The organism is Citricoccus zhacaiensis (assembly GCF_014645315.1).
In the GTDB taxonomy this organism is placed as follows: Bacteria; Actinomycetota; Actinomycetes; order Actinomycetales; family Micrococcaceae; genus Citricoccus; species Citricoccus zhacaiensis.
On record NZ_BMLQ01000003.1, the window covers coordinates 157,669 to 178,441 of the forward strand.

At 68.1% G+C, this 20,773-nt stretch carries 19 protein-coding genes; 13 read left to right on the top strand and 6 right to left on the bottom strand.

The window, feature by feature from the left end:
* Positions 1 to 5: 5 nt before the first annotated feature.
* The 5 genes from IEX49_RS06315 to IEX49_RS06335 form a co-directional block, all read right to left on the bottom strand.
* The gene (locus tag IEX49_RS06315) at positions 6 to 1,148 is read right to left on the bottom strand and encodes an acyl-CoA dehydrogenase family protein (protein WP_188805309.1); all 1,143 of its coding nucleotides are present in this window, start codon (positions 1,146 to 1,148) and stop codon (positions 6 to 8) included.
* Between the two features lie 39 nt (positions 1,149 to 1,187).
* Positions 1,188 to 1,988 (bottom strand): enoyl-CoA hydratase-related protein, encoded by an 801-nt coding sequence (locus IEX49_RS06320; protein ID WP_188805311.1) that lies wholly within the window; start codon positions 1,986 to 1,988, stop codon positions 1,188 to 1,190.
* 127 nt (positions 1,989 to 2,115) lie between these two features.
* On the bottom strand, positions 2,116 to 3,306 hold the full coding sequence (locus IEX49_RS06325) for an MFS transporter (protein ID WP_188805313.1): 1,191 nt from the start codon (positions 3,304 to 3,306) through the stop codon (positions 2,116 to 2,118).
* Between the two features lie 65 nt (positions 3,307 to 3,371).
* A complete protein-coding gene (locus IEX49_RS06330) occupies positions 3,372 to 5,849 on the bottom strand; it encodes an acetoacetate--CoA ligase (protein WP_188805315.1) in 2,478 nt (825 codons plus the stop codon).
* The gene (locus IEX49_RS06335) at positions 5,846 to 6,325 is read right to left on the bottom strand and encodes an FAS1-like dehydratase domain-containing protein (RefSeq protein ID WP_188805317.1); all 480 of its coding nucleotides are present in this window, start codon (positions 6,323 to 6,325) and stop codon (positions 5,846 to 5,848) included. Before IEX49_RS06335 ends, IEX49_RS06330 begins: the two co-directional genes overlap by 4 nt.
* 90 nt (positions 6,326 to 6,415) lie before the next feature.
* Here IEX49_RS06335 and IEX49_RS06340 point away from each other — a divergent pair, with 90 nt between their 5' ends.
* The 5 genes from IEX49_RS06340 (at position 6,416) to IEX49_RS17135 (ending at position 10,469) form a co-directional block, all read left to right on the top strand.
* Positions 6,416 to 7,648: an acyl-CoA dehydrogenase family protein gene (locus IEX49_RS06340; protein WP_188805319.1), complete on the top strand. Its 1,233-nt coding sequence runs from the start codon at positions 6,416 to 6,418 to the stop codon at positions 7,646 to 7,648.
* A 90-nt stretch (positions 7,649 to 7,738) separates the two neighbouring features.
* The gene (locus tag IEX49_RS06345; RefSeq protein ID WP_188805321.1) at positions 7,739 to 8,848 is read left to right on the top strand and encodes an acyl-CoA dehydrogenase family protein; all 1,110 of its coding nucleotides are present in this window, start codon (positions 7,739 to 7,741) and stop codon (positions 8,846 to 8,848) included.
* Between the two features lie 119 nt (positions 8,849 to 8,967).
* Positions 8,968 to 9,657, top strand: a complete 690-nt coding sequence (locus tag IEX49_RS06350) for a PaaI family thioesterase (protein WP_188805323.1) — start codon at positions 8,968 to 8,970, stop codon at positions 9,655 to 9,657.
* 10 nt (positions 9,658 to 9,667) lie between these two features.
* Positions 9,668 to 10,288, top strand: a complete 621-nt coding sequence (locus IEX49_RS06355) for a PaaI family thioesterase (protein WP_188805324.1) — start codon at positions 9,668 to 9,670, stop codon at positions 10,286 to 10,288.
* A 25-nt stretch (positions 10,289 to 10,313) separates the two neighbouring features.
* Positions 10,314 to 10,469, top strand: coding sequence for an acyl-CoA thioesterase domain-containing protein (locus IEX49_RS17135; protein WP_373286696.1), 156 nt, complete (start codon positions 10,314 to 10,316; stop codon positions 10,467 to 10,469).
* 92 nt (positions 10,470 to 10,561) lie between these two features.
* On the opposite strand, the gene IEX49_RS06365 is transcribed toward IEX49_RS17135, so the two are convergent.
* Positions 10,562 to 11,068 (bottom strand): thioesterase family protein, encoded by a 507-nt coding sequence (locus IEX49_RS06365; protein WP_188805329.1) that lies wholly within the window; start codon positions 11,066 to 11,068, stop codon positions 10,562 to 10,564.
* 203 nt (positions 11,069 to 11,271) lie between these two features.
* Here IEX49_RS06365 and IEX49_RS06370 point away from each other — a divergent pair, with 203 nt between their 5' ends.
* From IEX49_RS06370 to IEX49_RS06405, 8 genes are all read left to right on the top strand, one after another.
* The gene (locus IEX49_RS06370) at positions 11,272 to 12,054 is read left to right on the top strand and encodes an electron transfer flavoprotein subunit beta/FixA family protein (protein ID WP_188805331.1); all 783 of its coding nucleotides are present in this window, start codon (positions 11,272 to 11,274) and stop codon (positions 12,052 to 12,054) included.
* Between the two features lie 82 nt (positions 12,055 to 12,136).
* Complete coding sequence (locus IEX49_RS06375; protein ID WP_188805333.1) at positions 12,137 to 13,126, top strand: electron transfer flavoprotein subunit alpha/FixB family protein; 990 nt, start codon at positions 12,137 to 12,139, stop codon at positions 13,124 to 13,126.
* A 133-nt stretch (positions 13,127 to 13,259) separates the two neighbouring features.
* The gene (locus IEX49_RS16785) at positions 13,260 to 15,014 is read left to right on the top strand and encodes a cytochrome b/b6 domain-containing protein (protein ID WP_229672318.1); all 1,755 of its coding nucleotides are present in this window, start codon (positions 13,260 to 13,262) and stop codon (positions 15,012 to 15,014) included.
* Between the two features lie 54 nt (positions 15,015 to 15,068).
* Positions 15,069 to 16,205 (top strand): acyl-CoA dehydrogenase family protein, encoded by a 1,137-nt coding sequence (locus tag IEX49_RS06385; protein WP_188805335.1) that lies wholly within the window; start codon positions 15,069 to 15,071, stop codon positions 16,203 to 16,205.
* A gap of 9 nt (positions 16,206 to 16,214) precedes the next feature.
* Positions 16,215 to 17,270: an enoyl-CoA hydratase/isomerase family protein gene (locus IEX49_RS06390; protein WP_188805337.1), complete on the top strand. Its 1,056-nt coding sequence runs from the start codon at positions 16,215 to 16,217 to the stop codon at positions 17,268 to 17,270.
* Between the two features lie 25 nt (positions 17,271 to 17,295).
* Positions 17,296 to 18,306, top strand: a complete 1,011-nt coding sequence (mmsB, locus tag IEX49_RS06395; RefSeq protein ID WP_188805339.1) for a 3-hydroxyisobutyrate dehydrogenase — start codon at positions 17,296 to 17,298, stop codon at positions 18,304 to 18,306.
* Positions 18,307 to 18,353: 47 nt separating this feature from the next.
* Entirely contained in the window at positions 18,354 to 19,154 is an 801-nt protein-coding gene (locus IEX49_RS06400) for an enoyl-CoA hydratase (protein ID WP_188805341.1), read from the top strand.
* Between the two features lie 116 nt (positions 19,155 to 19,270).
* Positions 19,271 to 20,773 (top strand): aldehyde dehydrogenase family protein, encoded by a 1,503-nt coding sequence (locus IEX49_RS06405; protein ID WP_188805343.1) that lies wholly within the window; start codon positions 19,271 to 19,273, stop codon positions 20,771 to 20,773.

A 20,773-nucleotide genomic window follows, 5' to 3' on the forward strand; every position in this document is an offset into this window, starting at 1 on the left:
AGTGGTCAAGGTCGCCCGAGGAGCGCCTTGGCGATGATGTCTTTCTGCACCTCATTGGCGCCGCCGTAGATGGGCGGGGCGATAGCGGCGCGCAACTGTGCCTCCATGCCGTATTCCTTGGTGAAGCCGTTGCCGCCGTGCATCTGGATGCCTTCGAGGGCGGCCTTCTGCGCGATCTCGGTGCATCGCGACTTGGCCATGGCGGACTCGGAGGCCAGGGCGTCCTCGAGCCCGGCGTCCACCTTCGCGGCGGCGTCGTACACGAAGGAGCGGGCCATCGCGATGTCCGTGGCCAGGTCGGCGATGCGGTGGCGGAGGGCCTGGAAGCTCGCGAGCTTGGTGCCGAAGGCCTCGCGCTCCTTCACGTAGGCGATCGTGTCGTCCAGGGATCGCTGGGCGGCGCCCAGGCTCATGGCGGCGATGATCAGCCGCTCCACGCTCAGCCCGCGCATGAGCTGCTTCCAGCCCTGTCCGGCTTCGCCGACGACGGCCGAGACCGGCACGCGGACGTCCTTGAAGAACAACTCGTTGACGGTGTGCGGCTCCATGGTCTCGATGGCCACCATGTCCAGGCCCGGGCTGTCGGCGGGAACCATGAGCAGGGTCAGGCCCTCATGCCGGGTCCCGGAGGTGTCCTCGCGGACCAACAGGAGGATGTGCTCGGCCAGGTGGGCGGCCGTGCACCACGTCTTCTGTCCGTTGATGACGTATTCGTCGCCCTCGCGCACGCCCTTGCAGCGCACGCCGGCCAGATCCGAACCCGTGTTGGGTTCGGACAGTGAGATCGCCTCAAGCCGGCCCGCGGCGAGGTTGGTGCAGATGGTCGTCTTCTGCTCGTCGTTGCCCCACTTCAGGTAGGTCTGGGCCGCGGTCAGTCCGGTGGAGTAGGAGTGGTTCAGGGACAGGCCTCGGGACGAAGCCTCGAGGAAGACCACCTCATCCAGGAAGGTGCCCCCCTGTCCGCCGTACTCCTCGGGCAGGGAGATGCCGAGCCAGCCGAAGCCGGCCATGTCCGCCAGCACCTTCCGGGACGTGGTCTGGGTGCCGCCCTCGGTCAGTGCCTCACGCTGTGCCACGGTGTCCGTGGTCTGCGCGCAGTAGTCCCGGACGGACTCGGCCAGTGACAGTTGTTCTTCGGTGAGCTGCATGGAAGGGATCCTCTCTGCGGACCGTGTGGTGTGGCCGGTTCAGATCTGGTGGGCGCGGAAGTCTGGCTCGCGCTTCTCGTTGAACGCGGTGATGCCCTCCTGTGCCTCCTCGGTCTCGCCGAACATCTTCAGGGTCGAGTAGGCCATCTGGCCGACACCGGCGAAGTGCTCGGTGTCCGAGTTGAAGGACTGCTTGAGGACCTTTAGGGCGGTAGGGGAGAGCTTGAGGATCTCGTCCGCCCAGGAGCGGACCTCGGCATGGAGTTGGTCCATGGGGACGGACTTGTTCGCCAGACCCCATTCGACGGCCTGCTCCGCCGAGTAGCGCCGGCAGAGAAACCAGATCTCCCGCGCGCGCTTCTCGCCGACGGCGCGGGCCATCAGGCCGGTGCCGAAGCCGGCATCGAAAGAGCCGACGCGCGGGCCGTTCTGCCCGAAGACCGCGTGGTCGGCCGCAATGGTCAGGTCGGCCAGCAGATGCAGCACGTGGCCACCTCCGATGGCGAAGCCGTTCACGGCCGCGATCACCGGCTTGGGAGTGTCCCGGATGACTCGATGCAGAGAGTCGATCTCGAACAGCCCGGAGTCCGAGGGGCCGTAGTCGCCGCTCTCCATCCGTTGCTTCTGGTCACCGCCGGTGCAGAAGGCCTTGTCTCCGGCACCGGTCAGGGCCACCACGCCGACGGCCGGGTCGTTCCAGGCCGTCTTGAAGGCCATGACGAGTTCGTCCACGGTCCGAGCGCGGAACGAGTTGTATCGGTCCGGGCGATTGACGGTAATCCAGGCGAGACCGTTGTCCACCTCGTAGGTGACGTCGGTGAAGTCCTCGACAGCAGGCATGATTCTCCTTGAAGAAGCGGGCTAGGTGATTCCGGTGGCCTCGTCTCTCGCGATTTGGCCTTACCATTTACTGACTTTAGATGTGTGAACGCTCGTTATCAAGAGTTCGGCCGTGAGAGGTTCTCATCTACGCTGGTGCAACCGGCCTCCACTGGCCGAAAAAACACATTGCCAAGAGGTACGTGACTGGCACCAGGAACACCGCCAAGAAGAGTTGCAGACCGGCCTGGTCGAAGCCCGTCATGAGCGCGCCGCCGATCTGGACGGAAGCGGCTGCGGACACGTAGGCCACGCCGGCATACAGCGACGTGCGGGCACCGTGCATCTGCGGGGGCAATCCTCGGGTGGAAGCCAGCATTCCCAACCGGTATCCGGCGCCCTGCCCTGCCCCCGTCAAGGCTCCGCCGGCCAGGATGATGGGGACCTGTCCGATGGAGATCCCCACCGCCACGCACAGGGTCCCGGCCGTGAGGCACAGCGCCGCCACCGTGACCGACAACCTTGACCGGGACAGGGGCATCGAATATTGTCCGGCGATGCCGAAGCCGGCCACCAGCACGGCAACCAAGGAAGCAACCAGCAGGGAATCCGATCTGAGGGAGTCCCGGACGATGGTGGGCGCCAGTCCCACCACGGCGTTACCTATGGACCAGGCCAGGATGCCAACAGCGACGCTGGCCACGACCGCGGTACGGCTTGGCCGGACGTTCGGTTCCGGCGGCACGGCGTCACCCCGTTGGATGTCGGTGCCGGTCAGTTCGGGCGGCACGATGTCAGAGTGTGGCCGGCGCTCGGAGCGGATCGTCGGTGCAAGCGCGGTGGGCATGGTCGAGAGCGATACGAGGACGAGTACGAGAATGGTCGCGACGCCGTGTACTACGAACGGTGCCGTCGTCGGCCAGGGGGTGAGGTCGGCCAGCAGAGCCGAGCCGAGTATGCCCGTGAAGCCGGCGACCATGGTCATGGTCGCGGCGATGCTGCGGCCGTGCTCGCCGCGCAGCAACACCGCCAGGGTGGCTCCGGCGCCGAGGCCGAAGCCGACACTGAACCCCGTGAGGATGCGACCGGTCAACAGGGCCGGTTCCGTGCCAGCGAGGAAGAAGACGTCCGATACCAGGGAGCCGACGAGGGCGATCGACAAGGTCAACCGGGGCTTGGCCTGGGCTGCTGGGATGCTGCTCAGGCCCAGGGACAGCACCATCGTGGCCAGGTAGCTCCCGAACAGCAGCGCCACCCGGTCAGGAGGCAGATCCAGCAGTTCTCCGTACAGGGGAAGCAGGGGGATGGGGGCAGACGAGCCGGCGATAAACAACGCCATCGCCGCATAGACGTACAGACTCCGACCGCGCCCGGGCGTCCCGACGCTGCCCGGCCCTGCCCCGGTCACCTCCCCTGCCGGAAGGCCTCTGCCTGTTCGGCGTACCAGTCGAGGACGGTGGGGTCTTCTGCGGTGCCGCGGTTGAGGGTTTCGGGTCCGGCGCCTTGGAAGAGTTTCTTGATGGGGACTTCCATGAGTTTTCCGGTGCGGGTCTTGGGGACGGCGGGGGCCTCGATGATCTCGTCCGGGACGTAGCGCGGGGAGACCTCGGTGCGGATGGCCGTGGTGATGGCGTCCTTCATGGCCTGGTCCAGAGCCTGGCCGGCGGTGGGGACCACGAACAGCGGCATGTAGTAGTCGCCCCCGGTCAGTTCGGCGCCGATGACCATGGAGGTGGCCACTCCGTCCACGCGGTCCACGGCCTGGGTGATGTCGGCGGAGCCCATGCGGATGCCGCCGCGGTTGATGGTGGAGTCGGAGCGTCCGTGGATGATGAACTGGCCGCCGTCCAGTTCGGTGACCCAGTCCCCGTGCCGCCAGACGCCGGGGAAGTCCTCGAAGTAGGAGGAGTGGTACCGGGTGCCGTCGGGGTCGTTCCAGAACTTGATGGGCATCGATGGCATGGGGGCGGTGACCACGAACTCGCCGACCTGATTGAACACCCGGTTGCCCTCGGGGTCCCAGGACTCGGCGGCGACGCCGAGGCAGGCTCCCATGAGTTCGCCGCGGTAGGCCGGGTCCAGGGGGTTGGAGCCGATGAAGGCGGTGGCCACGTCCGTGCCGCCGGAATCGGAGCCGACCCGCAGGTCCTGGCCCACGGCACGGTAGATCCAGTCCCAGGTGGAGTCCGGCAGCGGCGAACCCGTCACCATCAGTGCGGTCAGTGCCGAGAGGTCGTAGCGGGTGTTCGGGGCCACCCCGGATTTCTCGATCATGGTCAGCACGGCTGCGCCGGTGCCGAAGAACGTGGCTTGGTGGCGGGCGATGAGTTCGAAGTGCCGGGCCGGGCCGTCGTGGGTGGGGGAGCCGTCGTAGGTGATGATCGAGGTGCCCACGATCATGGTGTCCACGATCATGTTCCAGACCACCCAGGTGGTGGACACGGCGAAGTACGCCCGGTGGTCCGGCCCCAGGTCGTAGTGCAGTCCGTTGGCCTTGAGGACCTCCACGAGGACACCGCCGTGGGAGTGCACGATCCCCTTGGGCTTGCCCGTGGTCCCGGAGGAGTACAGCACCCACAACGGGTGACTGAAGTCGACCTGTTCGTAGTCCGGCTCGGCGGTGCCGGTCACGATCTCGGAGAACCGCAGGACATCGTCCGGCAACGGGCCGCAGGACCCGGCGGGGAACTGGTCGGCCACGATCACGTGGTCCACGGTTGGCAGGACCTGGCGCAGGTCACCGATGCTGGCGGTCATGTCCCGGACCTTGCCGCCGAACTCGTAGCCGTCCACCGTGAACAGGACCTTGGGCTCGATCTGGGCGAAGCGGTCGGCCACGCCCTGGACGCCGAAGTCGGTGTTGACCACGGACCAGATGGCCCCCACGGAGGCGGTGGCCAGCAGGGCCACCACGGTCTGCGGGATGTGGGGCAGCACGGCGGCCACCCGGTCGCCCGGCTGGACGTCGAGCCGGCGCAGCTGAGCGGCCAGGGCCGCGACCTGGTCCTCCAGCTCGCCCCAGGTCAGAGTGGTTGCCGCCAGGGTCTCGTGCTCGCCGATGATCGCGACCTCGTCCGGGCGGTCGGCGGCATGGCGGAGCAGGTTCTGGGCGTAGTTCAGCCGGGTCCCCGGGAACCAGTCGGCGCCGGGCATCGACTCGTCAGCCAGCACGGCGCCGGGGCGACCAAGCTGCGGCTGGACCGAGGCCAGCACCTCGAAGTACTCCCAGACCGCACCCCAGAAGCCTTCCAGGTCGGTCACGGACCATTCGTGCAGGGACCGGTAGTCGGTGGTCTGCACCCCGCGGTGCTCGGCCACCCAACGCTGGAACCGACGCATCCGGGAACCCTCCGTACGCTGCGCGGGCGGCGACCACATCAGCGTGCGATCCGCGCCGCCGTCGTGTCCTGCGCCGGTGTCTGCCGGTGCCGGCGCGGTCACCACTGCTTTTCCCACGACGACGGCGTTGCCGCCCACCGAGGCGGTCAGGTCCAGTTCCGCACGGTTCCCCGCTGACCCCGCCGGGGCTGCAGGGGAACCGGTGTGGACGGCGGTGAAATTGATGGTGTCGCCCAGGGAGACAGGTGCCTTGAACTGGACGGAGAAGGAGTGCAGGTTCTCCACTCCGCACCAGTCGGTGAGCCATCCGGACATCAGGGCCGCCGTGAACTGCCCCATGGCAATGGGAGCGTCGAAGCCGGCCTGGCGGGCGAACGCCGGATCGTGGTGCAGGGGGTTGAAGTCGCCGCCGGCTCCGGCGAATCGGACGACATGGGTTTGGGTCACCGGGCCGAAGTGCCCTGGGGGAACGGCGACCGGGGCGCTGGCGCAGGTGTCTGCGGTGGACTCGGGAGTGTGCTGGTCCTCGACGCGGTTGCTCATCGACGTCCCCTTTCAAGGATGGTCTCCTGTTGGCGGACGGCTACCTGGCCGTCCCGGTCCCGGTATTTGGTTTCCAGGGTGAGGATGCGCAACGGCGAACCGCTGCTGCTGGTCTTGGTCACGTCCCCGGTGACGACGCGCCGCCCAGTGAGCGAGTCCCCAGCAACCAGTGGGCGGACGTAGTCCCAACTCGTGCCACCGACCATCACCCGAGGCAGGTCGAGCCCCAAAGTCTCCAGCATGGACTGCGCCGAGCGGTGGTGACCGGCAACCACCACGTGCGTTGCGGTGGCGGCCACGTCCGGGAGGTGGCGCCGCTCGGCCTCCCTCCGGTCGGTGTGGACCGCATCGTGGGCGCCGGTGGCCCGCGCGAACTCGGCGATCTTGCCGCGTTCCACGTCGAAGGCGACCTCGTCCACGATCGTGCCCACCAGGTTTCCGGTGCCGTCGCCGGGCTGCTTCGCTCCGTGATCCATCGTCGTCCTCCCGTTGTCCATTGTGGGCTAGCCAATTCAAATGGTCTGACCTAAAGTTCACTCTAGCGAAAGAACGATGAAGGGACGAGCATGGATTTCTCCGAGCGACCGGACGAGGCGCAGTTCCGCACCGAGGTGCGTGCCTGGTTGTCCGAGACACTCCCCACCCTGCAGTGGCCCGAGCCCCCCGAGCTGGAGGACAAGGTCCCGTTCTGGCGCCCCTACCAGACAGCGCTCTTTGAGGCAGGCTACGCCGGACTGACCTGGCCCCAGGAGTATGGCGGTCAAGGCCTGGACGAGCGCATGTCTTCCATCTTCTCCGAGGAGTCCGCCCATGCGGGGGCCCCGGAGCGGCTGAACACCATCGGCGAGGACTTCGCCGGCCCCACGATTGCCCACTTCGGCACAGCCGAGCAGAAGGAGAAATACCTGCGGCGGATCCTCACCGGCGAGGACATCTGGTGCCAGCTGTTCTCCGAGCCCGAGTCGGGATCGGACCTGGCCTCGCTGCGGACCAAGGCCGTCAAGGTGGACGGCGGGTGGCGCATCACCGGCCAGAAGATCTGGACCTCGCGCGCCCAACTGGCCGCCCACGCCATCCTGCTCGCCAGGACCGGGGGAGGGGAACGCCACAGGGGCATCACGTACTTCCTGTTGCCCATGGACTCCGAAGGCGTCACAGTCCGCCCCCTCGAGCACATGCTGGGGGAGGCAGAGTTCAACGAGGTGTTCCTGGACAATGTCTTCCTGCCGGACTCCGCCGTCGTCGGGGAGGTGGACGGCGGCTGGAAGGTGACCATGGGCACTCTGGCCTTCGAGCGCGTGGCCATCGCCACCGGCCGGGTGAACACGGTGAAGGAGATCCGGAACCTCGTGGACGACGTCCGCTCGCGCACGGATGCCGACGGCAACCCCCTGGGCGCCGATCCGCACGTGCGGCGCAGTGTGGCCGACCTGTGGGGGCGGGTGCACCTGCACCAGGCCATCAGCCAGCGCGTCATCTCCGGTGCCAGCGGTGGGGAACCGCCCGGAGAGGCCACCTCCATCGGCAAGCTGTTCTTCTGCCCCCTGGTGGAGGACCTGGCCGACTTCGGCCTGTCGCTGGAGCCGCTGAACGACCAGTTCGACCTCGAGGACGAGGTGGCCGCCGTCGGCACCGGTGGTCTGGCCGCTGCCGAGCACGAGGCCGGCCCGCAGGACCAGGGGCATCGGCACTGGCTGCGGTTGGCCAACCAGGCCCGCGGCACCGCCATTGCCGGCGGATCCACCTACATCCAGCGGAACATCGTGGCAGAACGCATCCTCGGGATGCCCAAGAAATAGCCCGTGCGCGGGGCTAACGATGGCTGCCGCTGAGATCGGAACCACCACGAGGAATAAGGGCCACAGTGGTCCAGGAAGTGCGGGTAGACCATGGAGTGGAAATTCTCCGAAGAGCAGGAGGCCTACGCCGAGGCGCTGCAGGACTGGCTGTCCGGCGCGGTGGACTCCGAGAAGCTTCGCGGTTGGTTCGATTCCGGTGACGCATCGGCCTTCGCCGAGACGTTCGCCCGGGACTGGGCCGGCGTCGGAATCCCCGAGGAGGACGGCGGCCAGGGCGGCGGGCTCGTCGAGCTCGCCCTCACAGCCGAGCATCTCGCCCGGGTCGACGCGCCCTCCGCAGCCTGGCTCGCCACAACACTGGCCGTACCCGCGCTCGCCGGACGCCCAGCCGAGGTTGAAGAGGCCGTCGGCGGACAGACCGTCGCCCTGCTGGCCTCCGCCGACCGGATCCCCAGCGCCGCGGTTCCGCTTCAGGGCGGAGCGAATGGTCTCACTGGCTCGGTCGCTCGGGTCCTGGCCGGGGATACCGCGGTGCGGTTCGTCGTGCCGGTCGCCGGGGCGCACGGCCTTGAACTCCACGTGGTCGACGCCGGCCAGGAGAGTGTGCGGGTGACGCCGCGTCGGCTGCTGGATCGGTCCAGGACGCTGGCGGACGTGACCTTGGATGGTGCGGCCTCCCAACGGCTCGACGTCGACGCCGTGTCCGTCCTCGAAGCGATCAGCCGCCGCGCCGCCGTGCTGGTGGCCGCCGACACCCTCGGCGCGAGCCAGACCATGCTCGACCTGGCCGTGGACTACGCGAAGCAGCGCCAGCAGTTCGGCGTCTTCATCGGCTCCTTCCAGGCCGTCAAGCATGCCGCGGCCTCAATCATGGTGGCCGTGGAGGCCGCCCGTTCGGCCGTCTACTACACCGCGGCATCCGTGGACTCGGATCAGCCAGAGGCGGCCCTGCATGCCGCCGCCGCGAAGGCCCAGATCACGGCCGAGGGAACCCGGTCCGCGGACACCGCCCTGACGATGCACGGGGCCATCGGATACACGTGGGAACACGACCTCCAGCTGTACTACAAGCGGGCCAAACTCAATGAGGGGCTCTTCGGATCCCCGGGTGCGTGGAACGATCACATCGCAGATGTCTTGCTGTTGACAGCGGGAGATCAGGCGACGCCCCGGCTGCTTGGCGCGGGAGCGAGTGTTTGAATGGCCCCGTAGATGTAGACGCCGTTCAGCTGCAGAAGCTACTGATTCCGCATGGAAGGCCGGAAGAGCTCTTCGGGCTGTCGGGGTTGGGGCTTTCGGGCGCGGACTCTTTCGGAACCATGGCACCGGGGCCGTGGAGCCGGGAACGGGACGGCCGGTTCGCGGCAGGCATCCTTGGCGTGCTGGCCGACAACGTCCTCGCCCAAGCGGTCTTGGCGCACCGCCATCCGGACATGTGGGCCGTGACCACCGAGTTCGCCTTCGACTTCTTTTCATCACCCGTCGAGGGCCAGGAACTGACGGCATCGGCGACGGCGCTGGTAGTGGACGCTGGTGGCGGAGGGTCCCACGGCCGCATCACGGATGAGGGCGGCGGGGCCGTGGCTGACGTCACGTTCTGGGGGCGCTTCGTTGAAGGGGTGCCCCAAGCCGTTGTGGACCAGCATCGGGCTCCTTCCCTGGAGGTGCGCCCCGGTTCTCTCGCCGAGTTGCTGGGACTGGAACGTGATGGAGATCAAATGGTGTTCCGGGAGCGTGGCGAGCTCGTCAACCCGCTGGGGATAATGCACGGTGGGGTTCTGTTTCCTACGCTTGAACGGGCGGCCGTGGAACTCGGCGCCCGGCCCGAGGGCATGGTGACGGCCTCGATGCGCATCAATTACCTACGCCCTGCGTCCGGGGACATCCTCATTGCCGTACGACAGATACACCGGGGCCGCACTTTTGCCAGCGCTGAGGCCACGGCCCTGCGTCCCGACGGCAAGGTGGCGGCATGGGCGCTGTTGACGTTTCGATCAACCGGACGTTAGACGACTTGCCATGACCTTTCCGATCATCGCCGGCCCGGCGGAACGGGTCTTCGGTGTCCATGAGATCTCCCCGGCCGCCCCTGAGATGGAGATCCGAGCACGGACCCGGCACTGGGAGGAGGGCGGCGACGGGGACGCCCCTGTCGGGGTCCTGGGTGTACCCGTGGACAATGCCACGGGGTATGCCGTCATCGCCGGTGCGGCCCCGGGGCATTGGTCCGTCACGACGGAACTCTCCCTGGATGTTTTCGGACCGATTCCCACGGATGGCAGCGATCTCGTCGTGTCGGCGGCGCTGGTGCACAGCAATGCTTCCACCGGATTCTCCGAGGGCGAGGTGGTGGATGCCCAGGGGCACACCGTGGCCCGGGTCCGCCAACGAGGTCTTTTCGTGTCGGGATATCCGGGGGAAGCCACGTCTGCTGCTCTGCCGTCAGCCGGCCCTGGCCCGGTGGGCCTGGGCGCCTACTTCGGTGTGGTGTCCAATAGGTCGCGAAAACGCGGTGCGGCGGAGGTCGACGTGACCGCCGATCTGGTCAATCCCATGGGGAACCTGCACGGGGGTGTGGGGCTTTGCCTGGTTGAATGGATGGCCCGGGAAAGCCTGCAGGCAGTCGGCAGTCGATGGTGACGGATTGCGCACCACCTCGATCCATGTGTCGTATCTACGCCCCGTCCCGCTGGGCGCCACGGTCCGGGTCGCCACAGAGGTGCTGCATTGCGGTCGTAGCTTTGGCCTGGTCCACGTGACGGTGTCCCTGCCGAATGGCAAGCCCGTTCTCGTCGGCAGGGTGACCGGTGGAGCAGCGTAGGACGGGAGGGACGAGAGTGACCTCCGAAGTCCAACACCAGAGACGACGGCGGCACTCGACTTCGGGTGCCGCCGCCCTTTTCGCGTTGTTGGCTACCGGGCCCGGGGCCCGAGGATCCCGCAGGTCGGGGCTGGCCAGTCTAGGGCGAGGTCCTGTGCCACCAGCCGGTCGTAGGCCGTGGCGACGTCCTCGGGGAATTCCACTCCCCGGCGGGTGTCCATGTTGACGTGGACGAGGACCGTTTCGAAGATGCAGGCCACCTGGTCCTTACTGCGGTCCATGATGAGCGCGACCATGTGGCCGACCTTGGCGCTTCGCTCCAGCGTCCGGACGTGGACGGTGATGGGGGTACCCAGTCGCATCTCTTGCAGGTAGGTGAGGTGCTGTTCGGCGGTGAAGACACCCATCCGGCGTTGGGCACGGTAGTCATCATCGATGCCCATCGCCCGGCAGACCTGATCGGTGGAATGGCCACCCAGGTCGACATAGTGGCGGATGTTCATGTGCCCGTTGACGTCGATCCAATCGGGGTGGACCTCGTCCTTCCATGCTGGCTCGATCTGCAGGATCTCGTCGGTGCTGGGCGTGGTGCGGGTCATGACCATGGTGGTCTCCTCTGAGCCGGGGCTATCGGCGAGTTCGGTTATTTGGTCTTACCTTATCTCCGTGGGCGCTCTGGGACGCAATATGGCGTGAACTCGATCACTCACCGGAATTTACTAGGGAGCCCTAGTAATTAGCAGGAGGTCCTAGTACCTTGGTGCGCAGATCGAATATCACCCCGTGTCGAGGAGAACGCTCCATGAAGATTGTTGTGTTGGCGAAGCAGGTTCCGGATACCTGGTCGGATCGGAAGATTGATCTGGAGTCGGGGTTGTTGGATCGTGCCGCGTCGGAGCCGGTGCCGGACGAGATCAATGAGCGGGCGTTGGAGAACGCGTTGGCGTTCAAGGATGAGAACAAGGACACCGAGATCGTGGTGGTTGCGATGGGTCCGGAGGATGCCACGAAGACGCTGCGCAAGCTGCTGTCGATGGGTGCGGATTCGGCGGTCCTGGTCTCGGATGCGGCCTTGGCTGGTTCGGACATGGTCCAGACCGCACGGGTGTTGGCCGCGGCGGTCGAGAAGGTCGGCGGGGCCGACCTGGTGGTGGCGGGCAACGAGGCCACCGATGGCCGGGGCGGGATGATCCCGGCCATGGTCGCCGAGGTGCTGGGGTTGCCGGTGCTGCCGGGCCTGGACGAGATCCAGATCGCCGCGGACAAGGTCTCGGGTGAGGCCGTGGTGGACGGTGGGGCCCTGCAGGTCTCCTCCGGTTACCCGGCGGTGGTCTCGGTGACAGAGAAGACGGCCGAGCCGAGGTTCCCGAACTTCAAGGGGATCATGGCGGCGAAGAAGAAGCCGTTGGAGAACTGGTCGCTGGCAGACCTGGGGATCCAGGCCGGCCCGGAGGCCGCCAGCGTGCGGTCGGTGATGGTCTCCGCGGCGGCCCGTCCGCCGAAGGAAGCCGGCCCGAAGGTCGCCGATGACGGCACCGCGGCCGCGCAGTTGGCCGAGTTCCTGGCCACGAACCGGCTCATCTGAGCCCGGCCACCCCGCGCAGACAACCGCGCAGTCAATCGCGCTGAAAACCTCACGAGACTTTTGAGCTGAAGGAAGCACACACATGGCGAACGTTGGAAATGTACTGGTCCTGATCGAGACCACCGCCGAGGGGGCCCCGAAGTCCACGGCGGCGGGCCTGCTGGGGGCCGCTGCCGGTCTGGGAACCCCGGTGGCGGTGGCGGTGACCGCTCCCGGTGCGTCCGGGAACCTGGCCGCCGACCTGGGAGCCCTGGGCGCGGCTCAGGTGTACCTGGTGGAGTCGGAGTCCGCGGCCGCCGAGCTGGGGACCGCCGCCGTCGGCGCCCTAGCCGATGCGGTGCAGGCCTTCTCGGCCCCGGTCGTGTTGGCCTCGGCCACGAATGACTCCAAGGCGGTGGCCGGGCGGCTGGCGATCGTGGCCGGCGGGTCGGTGGCCAGCGACGTCGTGGGCATCGCCTATGACGAGGAGGGTCAGGAGGTCATCGCTTCCCATGCGGTGTTCGGTGGGGACTTCACCACCGAGTCCACCATCGAGGGTGGCCTGTTCATCGCCACCGTGCGTCCCGGTTCGATCGAGGCCCGTGCCGAGGCTGTGGCCTCCCCGGAGGTGACGACGGCGACGGTGTCCACGCAGGCCGCGAAGGGCGCCACCATCGACTCGGCCCGTGAGGCTCCGGCGTCCTCGGATCGTCCGGCGCTGCGCGGTGCGAAGGCTGTGGTCTCCGGTGGCCGCGGGGTGGGCTCGAAGGAGGCCTTCTCCGTGGTCGAGGACCTGGCCGATGTGCTCGGTGCAGCTGTAGGGGCCTCCCGTGCGGCGGTGGATGCCGGCTATGTGCCGCAGTCCTACCAGGTCGGCCAGACCGGTGTGACGGTGACCCCGCAGCTGTATGTGGCGTTGGGGATCTCCGGGGCGATTCAGCACCGGGCTGGGATGCAGACCTCCAAGACGATCATCGCGATCAACAAGGACGAGGATGCCCCGATCTTCGAGGTCGCGGACTTCGGGATCGTCGGCGACGTGTTCACCGTGGTCCCGCAGCTGATCGAGGAGATCGGCAAGCGCCGCAACTGATCGTCGCCGGCCCGCCGCCCGCAGAGCACTACGGCCTGCGGGCGGCGCCGGCCAGCGAAGGCCTCATCCTCCCCGGCGCATCTGGCGCGCCCGATGCACTGTGATATTCCCTTCTGAAGGACTGAGTACCACCATGAGTAGCGAGCAGAACCCGGGACAGGCCCCGGCACGGCGCCGGATGGCCGGCTACACACCCCCGGCCGCGCAGCCTGCGTCCCAGGCCACCGAGCACGAGGCCCCGGCCGTGTCTGAGCCCGAGACCCCGGCACATGAGGCCCAGGTACCGGAGCAATCGGAACCGACGCCCGCCGCCCAGACTTCGGTTGAGCCGGCGGAACCGGCCTCCGCGGGCCCGGTTGACCAGCAGGAGCAGACGCCCGCGCCGGCCGCAACGGACGCCCCCGCCCGGAAGCGTCGGATGGGCAGTGCCCCGGCGCCGGCTGCAGCCGCCAAGCCCGCCGCGCCCATCGATCAGGACGCCTCGCCGCCCGGCCCGGAGACACCGGCCGCCGAGCCTGCCGCAGGTGAGAGTGCGGCATCTCCGGCATCTCCGGCCGCTGCGAACGCGCCGGCAGCTCCGACCGCTGGTGCCCCGAAGCGTCGCATGGGCAGTGCTCCAGCGGCTCCAGCTACCACCCCGGCAGCACCGGCCCCTGAAGCCCCGGCCACCGGGACCGACGAGGCAACAGCGGCCCCGAAGAAGCGGATGGGCGGGGCCCCGGCTCCGGCCAAGACCCGCATGGGTGGCGCCCCGGCTGCGGGGACTGCGGCTTCCACTGCAGCTGCCACATCTTCGGCGGTCCCCGCCTCGACTGGCTCCGCGACGCCCACGACTGCGTCCTCCAGCGCAGCACCCAGCAACGCCCCCACCTCCGGAACCGCCGCGACGACCACCTCGGCCAACCGGCCGTCGTCGGGCAGGATGGGTTCAGCGGGAGCCGCCGGAACACCAGGCCCGGCCGGTACGGCAACCCCGAAGAAGCCGGAGCGCCCGTGGGTGAAGCCGGCGCTGATCATCGGTGGCCTGGTGGTCGTGGCCGTCGCCGTGGTGCTGGGCGCCCGGTGGTTGCGGACCCTGGAGGGCGTGCAGGAGTTCATCGCCACCTATGACGGTCATTCCACCCAGCTGGAGGCGGCCCCGGAGGGCATGCCCTGGTGGATGGGCTGGCAGCACTTCTTCAACATGTTCCTGATCGTGCTGATCATCCGCACCGGCCTGCAGGTCCGCACTGAACGCAAGCCCCCCGGGTACTGGACGGCGAAGAAGGGCTCGTTCTTCTCCCCGAAGGGCAACACCCCGAAGAAGGTGTCCCTTTCCCAGTGGTTGCACCAGGTGCTGGACGTGCTCTGGGTCCTCAACGGACTCATCTTTGTCGTGCTGTTGATCGTGACGGGACATTGGATGCGGATCGTGCCCACGGACTGGGACGTCTTCCCGAACATGCTCTCCGGGGCGATCCAGTACGCCTCCCTGGACTGGCCGACCGAGAACGGCTGGGTGCACTACAACGCCCTGCAGACGGTCGCCTACGGGTTCACCGTGTTCATCGCGGCCCCGCTGGCGATCCTCTCCGGCATCCGGTTCTCCACCTGGTGGCCCCAGAACGCCGAGAAGCTCAACAAGATCTACCCGGTCGAGTGGGCCCGGGCCACCCACTTCCCGGTGATGCTCTACTTCGTGGGATTCACGATCGTGCACGTGTTCCTGGTGTTCTTCACCGGGGCCCTGGCCAACCTGAACCACATGTACACCTCCCGCGACGTCGTGGACTGGTGGGGCCTGGTCATCTTCCTGGTCTCCCTGGTCGTCATCGCCGCGGCCTGGTTCCTCACCAAACCCCTCTTCACCACCCCCATCGCCGCCCGCATGGGCAAGGTCTCCAAGTAACTCCCGGCAGCCACCCCGCGATCCGGGCGTGGCCACGCACAAAGGACTGACAGCATGCTTCGCATCACCGAAGACCAGCAGGCACTCGTGGACGCCGTCCGCGACTTCGCCACCGAGCGCATCGCCCCGCATGCCTTGGAGTGGGACGAGCAGAAGCACTTCCCCGTGGACGTCCTGGCCGAGGCCGGCGAGCTCGGTCTCGGCGGCATCTACGTGGACGAGTCCTACGGTGGGGCCGGACTGGAGCGCAAGGACGCCGTCCTCATCTTTGAGGAGCTGTCCAAGGCCGACCCCGCTCTGGCCGCCTACATCTCCATCCACAACATGGTGGTGTGGATGATCGACTCCTTCGGCACCGATGAGCAGCGGGCCCAATGGGTGCCGCAACTGGCCGCTATGCAGCATCTGGGCAGCTACTGCCTGACCGAACCGGGTGCCGGTTCCGACGCAGCCTCCCTGAGCACCCGCGCGGTACGTGACGGCGATGACTACGTCCTCAACGGGGTCAAGCAGTTCATCTCGGGTGCCGGTACGTCCGAGTACTACGTGGTGATGTGCCGCACCGCCGACACGGGGTCCAAGGGCATCTCAACGCTTGTGGTGCACAAAGACACCCCGGGGCTGTCCTTTGGGCCGAACGAGAAGAAGATGGGGTGGAACACCCAGCCCACCCGGCAGGTCATCTTCGAGGATGCCCGGGTGCCGGTGGCCAACCGTCTCGGCGAGGAGGGCGCCGGATTCCACATCGCCATGAAGGGCCTCAACGGGGGGCGCATCAACATCGGCGCCTGCTCCCTCGGCGGGGGACAGGCCGCCCTGGAGAAGGCCACCGCCTACCTCAAGGAACGCACTGCCTTCGGGGCCCCACTGACCACCAAGCAGTCGCTGGTCTTCGATCTGGCGGAGATGGACGCGAAGCTCGAGGCCGCCCGCACCCTGCTGATGCGCGCCGCCGATGCTCTGGACCGCCAGGACCCGGACACCGTCCGGCTCTGCGCCATGGCCAAACTGGTGGCCACCGACTCCGGCTTCGAGGCCGCCAACACGTCCCTGCAGCTCCACGGCGGTTACGGCTACCTGCACGAATACGGGGTGGAGAAGATCGCCCGGGACCTCCGGGTCCACCAGATCCTCGAGGGATCCAACGAGATCATGCGGCTGATCGTCGGCCGCATGCTGGTCGACGGCTGAGAGGAACCCATGACCAACGACAGCATCGAAACCGAGGTCATCGTCCGCCGCGCGGGCCGCCTCGGACACCTCATCCTCAACCGCCCGAAAGCCCTGAACTCGCTGACCCATGGCATGGTCCAGACCGTCCGGGACACTCTGGAGCAGTGGCGAGATGACGACTCCGTCGCCACGGTCCTGATCAGCGGCGCGGGCGAGAAGGGGCTGTGCGCCGGCGGTGACGTCGTCTCCCTCTACCGCGCCGCCGTGGACGGCCGCCCCGAGGTCGGGGACGCCTTCTTCGCCGACGAGTACGCCATGAACGCGCTGATCGCCGACTACCCGAAGCCCTACGTGGCCTTCATGGACGGCATCGTGCTGGGCGGCGGCGTCGGGATCTCCGCGCACGGCAACCAGCGCATCGTCACCGAGCGGACCCGCCTGGGCATGCCGGAGACGGGCATCGGCTTCTTTCCCGACGTCGGCGGGGCCTGGTTGCTCTCCCGCGCCCCCTCCGGCTTCGGTCACCACATGGGCCTGACCTCCTCGCACGTGACCGGTGCCGACGCGCTGGCCCTCGGCTTCGCCGATCACTACGTGGAGTCCTCCCGGCTGGGGCAGCTGGCCACCACCCTGGAGAGCACCGGCGCGGAGGAGGCCATCGCCGCCGTCGCCGCCACGGGCGCCGTGGTCCCCGAATCCCCGCTGATGCAGCAGCGGGACTGGATCGAGTCCGCCTACGCACAGGACACGGCGGAGGACATCGTCGCCGCCCTCCGATCCCACGGCGATCCCGCCGCGGCCGAGGCCGCCACCCAGATCCTGGCCAAGTCGCCGACCTCCGTGAAGGTCACCCTGGAGCTCATCCGGCGGGCCGCGCAGCTGTCCACCGTGCATGAGGTGCTGGACCAGGACGCCACGGTGGCCCACCACCTGCTCCGCGGTCACGACATGCGCGAGGGCATCCGTGCCCAGCTCGTGGACAAGGACCGCAATCCACAGTGGAACCCGCCGACCCTCGAGGATGTCCCGGCGGACACTGTGACTGCAGCCTTCGACCCGGTGGCCGCGCAGGCCCAGAACTGACCATCCCACTCCAGGAGAACCTGACATGACCGAGAACACCGCAGCCACCGTCACTACGCCGGGTGCAGACGCGGCCGGAGATCCGTCCGAGCTGCCCGCCATCGCCTTCATCGGCCTGGGCAACATGGGTGGTCCCATGGCCCACAACCTCGCGGCCGCCGGCTACCGGGTCATCGGGTTCGACCTGGTCCCCGAGGCGCTCGAGAAGGCGCGGGCGGCCGGCGTCGAGATCGCCTCCTCCGGTGCTGAAGCCGTGCGTAGCGCGGCCGCCTCCCCGCGGAGCCTCGTCATTACTATGCTGCCGGCCGGCCGCCACGTCGTGGGTGCCCTGAAGGGTTCCGACGGCTCGGACGGCCGCGACCCGGTCGAGGGCCTGCTGGCCGCGGCGGCGCCCAACACCCTGTTCATGGACTGCTCCACCATCGCGGTGGAGGACTCCGTGACGGTGCGCGAACTCATCGCGGCGGCCGGACACCGGGTGCTGGACGCCCCCGTCTCCGGCGGCACGGTCGGGGCCGAGGCAGGCACGCTGGCGATGATGGTCGGCGGGGCGGCCGAAGACGTCGCCGAGGCCACCCCCGTGCTCGAGGTGGTCGGCAAGCGCATCGTCCACTGTGGCCCCGCCGGCAACGGCCTGGCCGCGAAGGTCTGCAACAACATGATCCTCGGGGCCTCCATGATCGCGGTGTCCGAGGCCTTCGTGCTGGGGGAGAAGCTGGGCCTGAGCAATGAGGCCCTCTTCGACGTGGCCTCCAACGCCACCGGCCAGTGCTGGGCGCTGACCACCAATTGCCCCGTCCCGGGCCCCGTGCCGACCTCGCCGGCCAACCGCGACTTCAAGCCCGGCTTCGCCGGTGCCCTGATGGCCAAGGACCTCGGGCTGGCCAAGAGCGCCATCGAGACGACCGGCATCGAGGGCCGCATGGGGCTGCTGGCCGAGGAGATCTACGCCGCCTTCGCCGAGGGAGAGGGCGGCAGCAAGGACTTCTCGGGGATCATCGAGTTGATCCGCGCGCAGTCCACCCCCGCCGCCTGAGACCCCACCTGAGACTCGCCCGAGACCTGAGCAGAGCAAGGAGCACCATGACCACCGAGAACAGCACTGAGAACAGCAGCTACGAGACGATCCTGACGAGCACCAACGGACGTGTCGCCACGATCACCCTGAGCCGGCCGAAGGCCCTCAACGCCCTGAACCTCCAGCTCACGGCGGAGCTGCTGGAGGCCGTCGAGGCCTTCGACGCGGACCCGGAGATCGGCGCGATCGTCATCACCGGCTCGGAGAAGGCCTTCGCCGCCGGGGCGGACATCAAGGAGATGGCCACCCACTCCTTCGCCGACGTCTACGCGGCTGACCTCTTCGGCGCCTGGGACCGGCTGGCCGCGGTGCGCACCCCGGTCATCTCGGCCGTGGCGGGCCACGCCTTGGGCGGCGGCTGCGAGCTGGCGATGATCGCGGACATCATCATCGCCGCGGACAACGCGAAGTTCGGCCAGCCCGAGATCAAGCTCGGCGTCATCCCCGGCATGGGCGGCTCCCAACGGCTGACCCGGGCCATCGGCAAGTCCAAGGCCATGGAGATGGTCTTGACCGGCCGGGTCATGGGCGCCGACGAGGCCGAGCGGTCCGGGCTCGTGGCCCGCGTGGTGCCGGTGGCCTCCCTGCAGTCCGAGGCCGCCGAGCTGGCCGCGACCATCGCGGGAATGTCCAAGCCCATCGCGATGATCGCCAAGGAGTCCGTCAACCGCTCGTACGAGTCGTCCCTGAGCGAGGGCCTGCTCTACGAGCGCCGGATGAATCACGCCTGCTTCGCCACCGAGGACCAGAAGGAGGGCATGGCAGCCTTCGTCGAGAAGCGCCAGGCCACCTTCACCCACCGCTGAGACGGAATCATTACTACGACGCCGGCCGTGCTGCCTCACGCAGTACGGCGGCCCCATCCCGCCGGTCGGCCCCATCTCGCGGGCCCACACCGAGAGACCACTGAGAGAAGGACCCCATGACCGAGATCATCCTGGACGAGCGAGCGGCCGGCATCCTGGCCGGTGTCGAGCAACTGCTGTGGATTGACGGGCGCGCCACCGAGGCGTCCACCGGCGAATGGCGCGAGGTGCGCAACCCCGCCCGGCGCGGGGAGATCATCGGCCGGGTGCCGGCCGCCGGCGAGGAGGACGTCAACCGGGCGGTCTCCGCCGCGCGCCGGGCCTTCATCGAATGGCGCAGCGTGCACTTCACGGACCGGGCCCGGGCCCTGCTGGCCATCGCGGACGACATCGAAGCGGAGGCGGAGAAGTTCGCCCAGCTCACGGCCCTGGACACCGGCAACGCCCTGAGTTCCCAGGCCCGTCCCGAGGTCAAGACCCTGGTCTCACTGTTCCGGTACTTCGCCGGCGTGGCGGGGGAGTCCAAGGGCGTCACCCTGCCCGCGGGGGACCAGCAGTTGCAGTACACCCGTCGCGAGCCGCTGGGCGTGGTGGCGTGCATCCTGCCGTGGAACTCGCCGCTGATGATCGCCGCGTTCAAGGTCCCGGCCGCCCTGGCTGCCGGGAACACCGTGATCCTCAAGGCCGCTGACGACGCGCCGCTGACCATCCAGTACCTGGCTCAGGTCTGCCAGCGGCACGTGCCGGCCGGCGTCGTGAACTCCCTGACCGGCCGCGGCTCGGTGATCGGCAATGCGCTGTCCACCCACCCGGGCGTGGACAAGGTGTCCTTCACCGGCTCCACCGAGGTGGGCCGCGGCGTGGCCGCGCAGGCCTCCGAGCGGCTGGCGCACCTGTCCCTGGAGCTGGGCGGGAAGAACCCGTCCATCGTGTTCCCGGACGCTGTGGAGGACGAGGGCATCCTGGACGGGTTGATGTTGTCCTCGCGCTTCGCCCGTCAGGGCCAGTCCTGCACCGCGGGCTCCCGGCTATTCCTGCACGAGGACATTTATGACGAGATGCTGGATAAGCTCGCCGCGCGACTGGGGGCGATGGTCGTCGGCGACCCGCTGGACGAGGCCACGGACATGGGCGCGGTCATCAACCAGTCCCAGTTCGACCAGATCAATGGCTTCCTCGAGGACGGCCGGAACCACCCGGACCTGACCACCGTGCTCGGTGGCACCGCGCCCACCGAGGGACCGCTGACCGAGGGCTTCTACCACGTGCCGACCATCTTCGGCGGAGCACGGAACGACTTCCGCCTGGCCCAGGAGGAGATCTTCGGCCCCGTGCTGGTCGCGATCAAGTGGAAGGACGTGGACGAGGTCATCCAGATGGCCAACGACTCCCATTACGGCCTGGCCGCGTACGTCTGGACCCACGACTTGGACAACGCCCTGAACACCGCGCACCGGATCGAGTCCGGCTGGGTGCAGGTCAACCAGGGCGGCGGCCAGGTGGTAGGCCAGTCCTACGGCGGGTACAAGCAGTCCGGCATGGGCCGGGAGGCGTCCCTGGAGGGCATGCTGGAGGGCTTCACCCAGATCAAACAGGTCAACGTGAAGCTGCGGGGTTGA

What these genes read in the sequence shown, in the direction of transcription:
- IEX49_RS06390 (WP_188805337.1), top strand. Translation starts at nt 16,215, where the DNA reads ATGACCAACGACAGCATCGAAACCGAGGTCATCGTCCGCCGCGCGGGC.
- IEX49_RS06375 (WP_188805333.1), top strand. Translation starts at nt 12,137, where the DNA reads ATGGCGAACGTTGGAAATGTACTGGTCCTGATCGAGACCACCGCCGAG.
- IEX49_RS06325 (WP_188805313.1), bottom strand. Translation starts at nt 3,306, where the DNA reads ATGGCGTTGTTTATCGCCGGCTCGTCTGCCCCCATCCCCCTGCTTCCC.
- IEX49_RS06340 (WP_188805319.1), top strand. Translation starts at nt 6,416, where the DNA reads ATGGATTTCTCCGAGCGACCGGACGAGGCGCAGTTCCGCACCGAGGTG.
- IEX49_RS06385 (WP_188805335.1), top strand. Translation starts at nt 15,069, where the DNA reads ATGCTTCGCATCACCGAAGACCAGCAGGCACTCGTGGACGCCGTCCGC.
- IEX49_RS06345 (WP_188805321.1), top strand. Translation starts at nt 7,739, where the DNA reads ATGGAGTGGAAATTCTCCGAAGAGCAGGAGGCCTACGCCGAGGCGCTG.
- IEX49_RS16785 (WP_229672318.1), top strand. Translation starts at nt 13,260, where the DNA reads ATGAGTAGCGAGCAGAACCCGGGACAGGCCCCGGCACGGCGCCGGATG.
- IEX49_RS06315 (WP_188805309.1), bottom strand. Translation starts at nt 1,148, where the DNA reads ATGCAGCTCACCGAAGAACAACTGTCACTGGCCGAGTCCGTCCGGGAC.
- IEX49_RS06400 (WP_188805341.1), top strand. Translation starts at nt 18,354, where the DNA reads ATGACCACCGAGAACAGCACTGAGAACAGCAGCTACGAGACGATCCTG.
- IEX49_RS06330 (WP_188805315.1), bottom strand. Translation starts at nt 5,849, where the DNA reads ATGAGCAACCGCGTCGAGGACCAGCACACTCCCGAGTCCACCGCAGAC.
- IEX49_RS06370 (WP_188805331.1), top strand. Translation starts at nt 11,272, where the DNA reads ATGAAGATTGTTGTGTTGGCGAAGCAGGTTCCGGATACCTGGTCGGAT.
- IEX49_RS06335 (WP_188805317.1), bottom strand. Translation starts at nt 6,325, where the DNA reads ATGGATCACGGAGCGAAGCAGCCCGGCGACGGCACCGGAAACCTGGTG.
- IEX49_RS06350 (WP_188805323.1), top strand. Translation starts at nt 8,968, where the DNA reads ATGGCACCGGGGCCGTGGAGCCGGGAACGGGACGGCCGGTTCGCGGCA.
- mmsB (WP_188805339.1), top strand. Translation starts at nt 17,296, where the DNA reads ATGACCGAGAACACCGCAGCCACCGTCACTACGCCGGGTGCAGACGCG.
- IEX49_RS06320 (WP_188805311.1), bottom strand. Translation starts at nt 1,988, where the DNA reads ATGCCTGCTGTCGAGGACTTCACCGACGTCACCTACGAGGTGGACAAC.
- IEX49_RS06405 (WP_188805343.1), top strand. Translation starts at nt 19,271, where the DNA reads ATGACCGAGATCATCCTGGACGAGCGAGCGGCCGGCATCCTGGCCGGT.
- IEX49_RS06365 (WP_188805329.1), bottom strand. Translation starts at nt 11,068, where the DNA reads ATGACCCGCACCACGCCCAGCACCGACGAGATCCTGCAGATCGAGCCA.
- IEX49_RS06355 (WP_188805324.1), top strand. Translation starts at nt 9,668, where the DNA reads ATGACCTTTCCGATCATCGCCGGCCCGGCGGAACGGGTCTTCGGTGTC.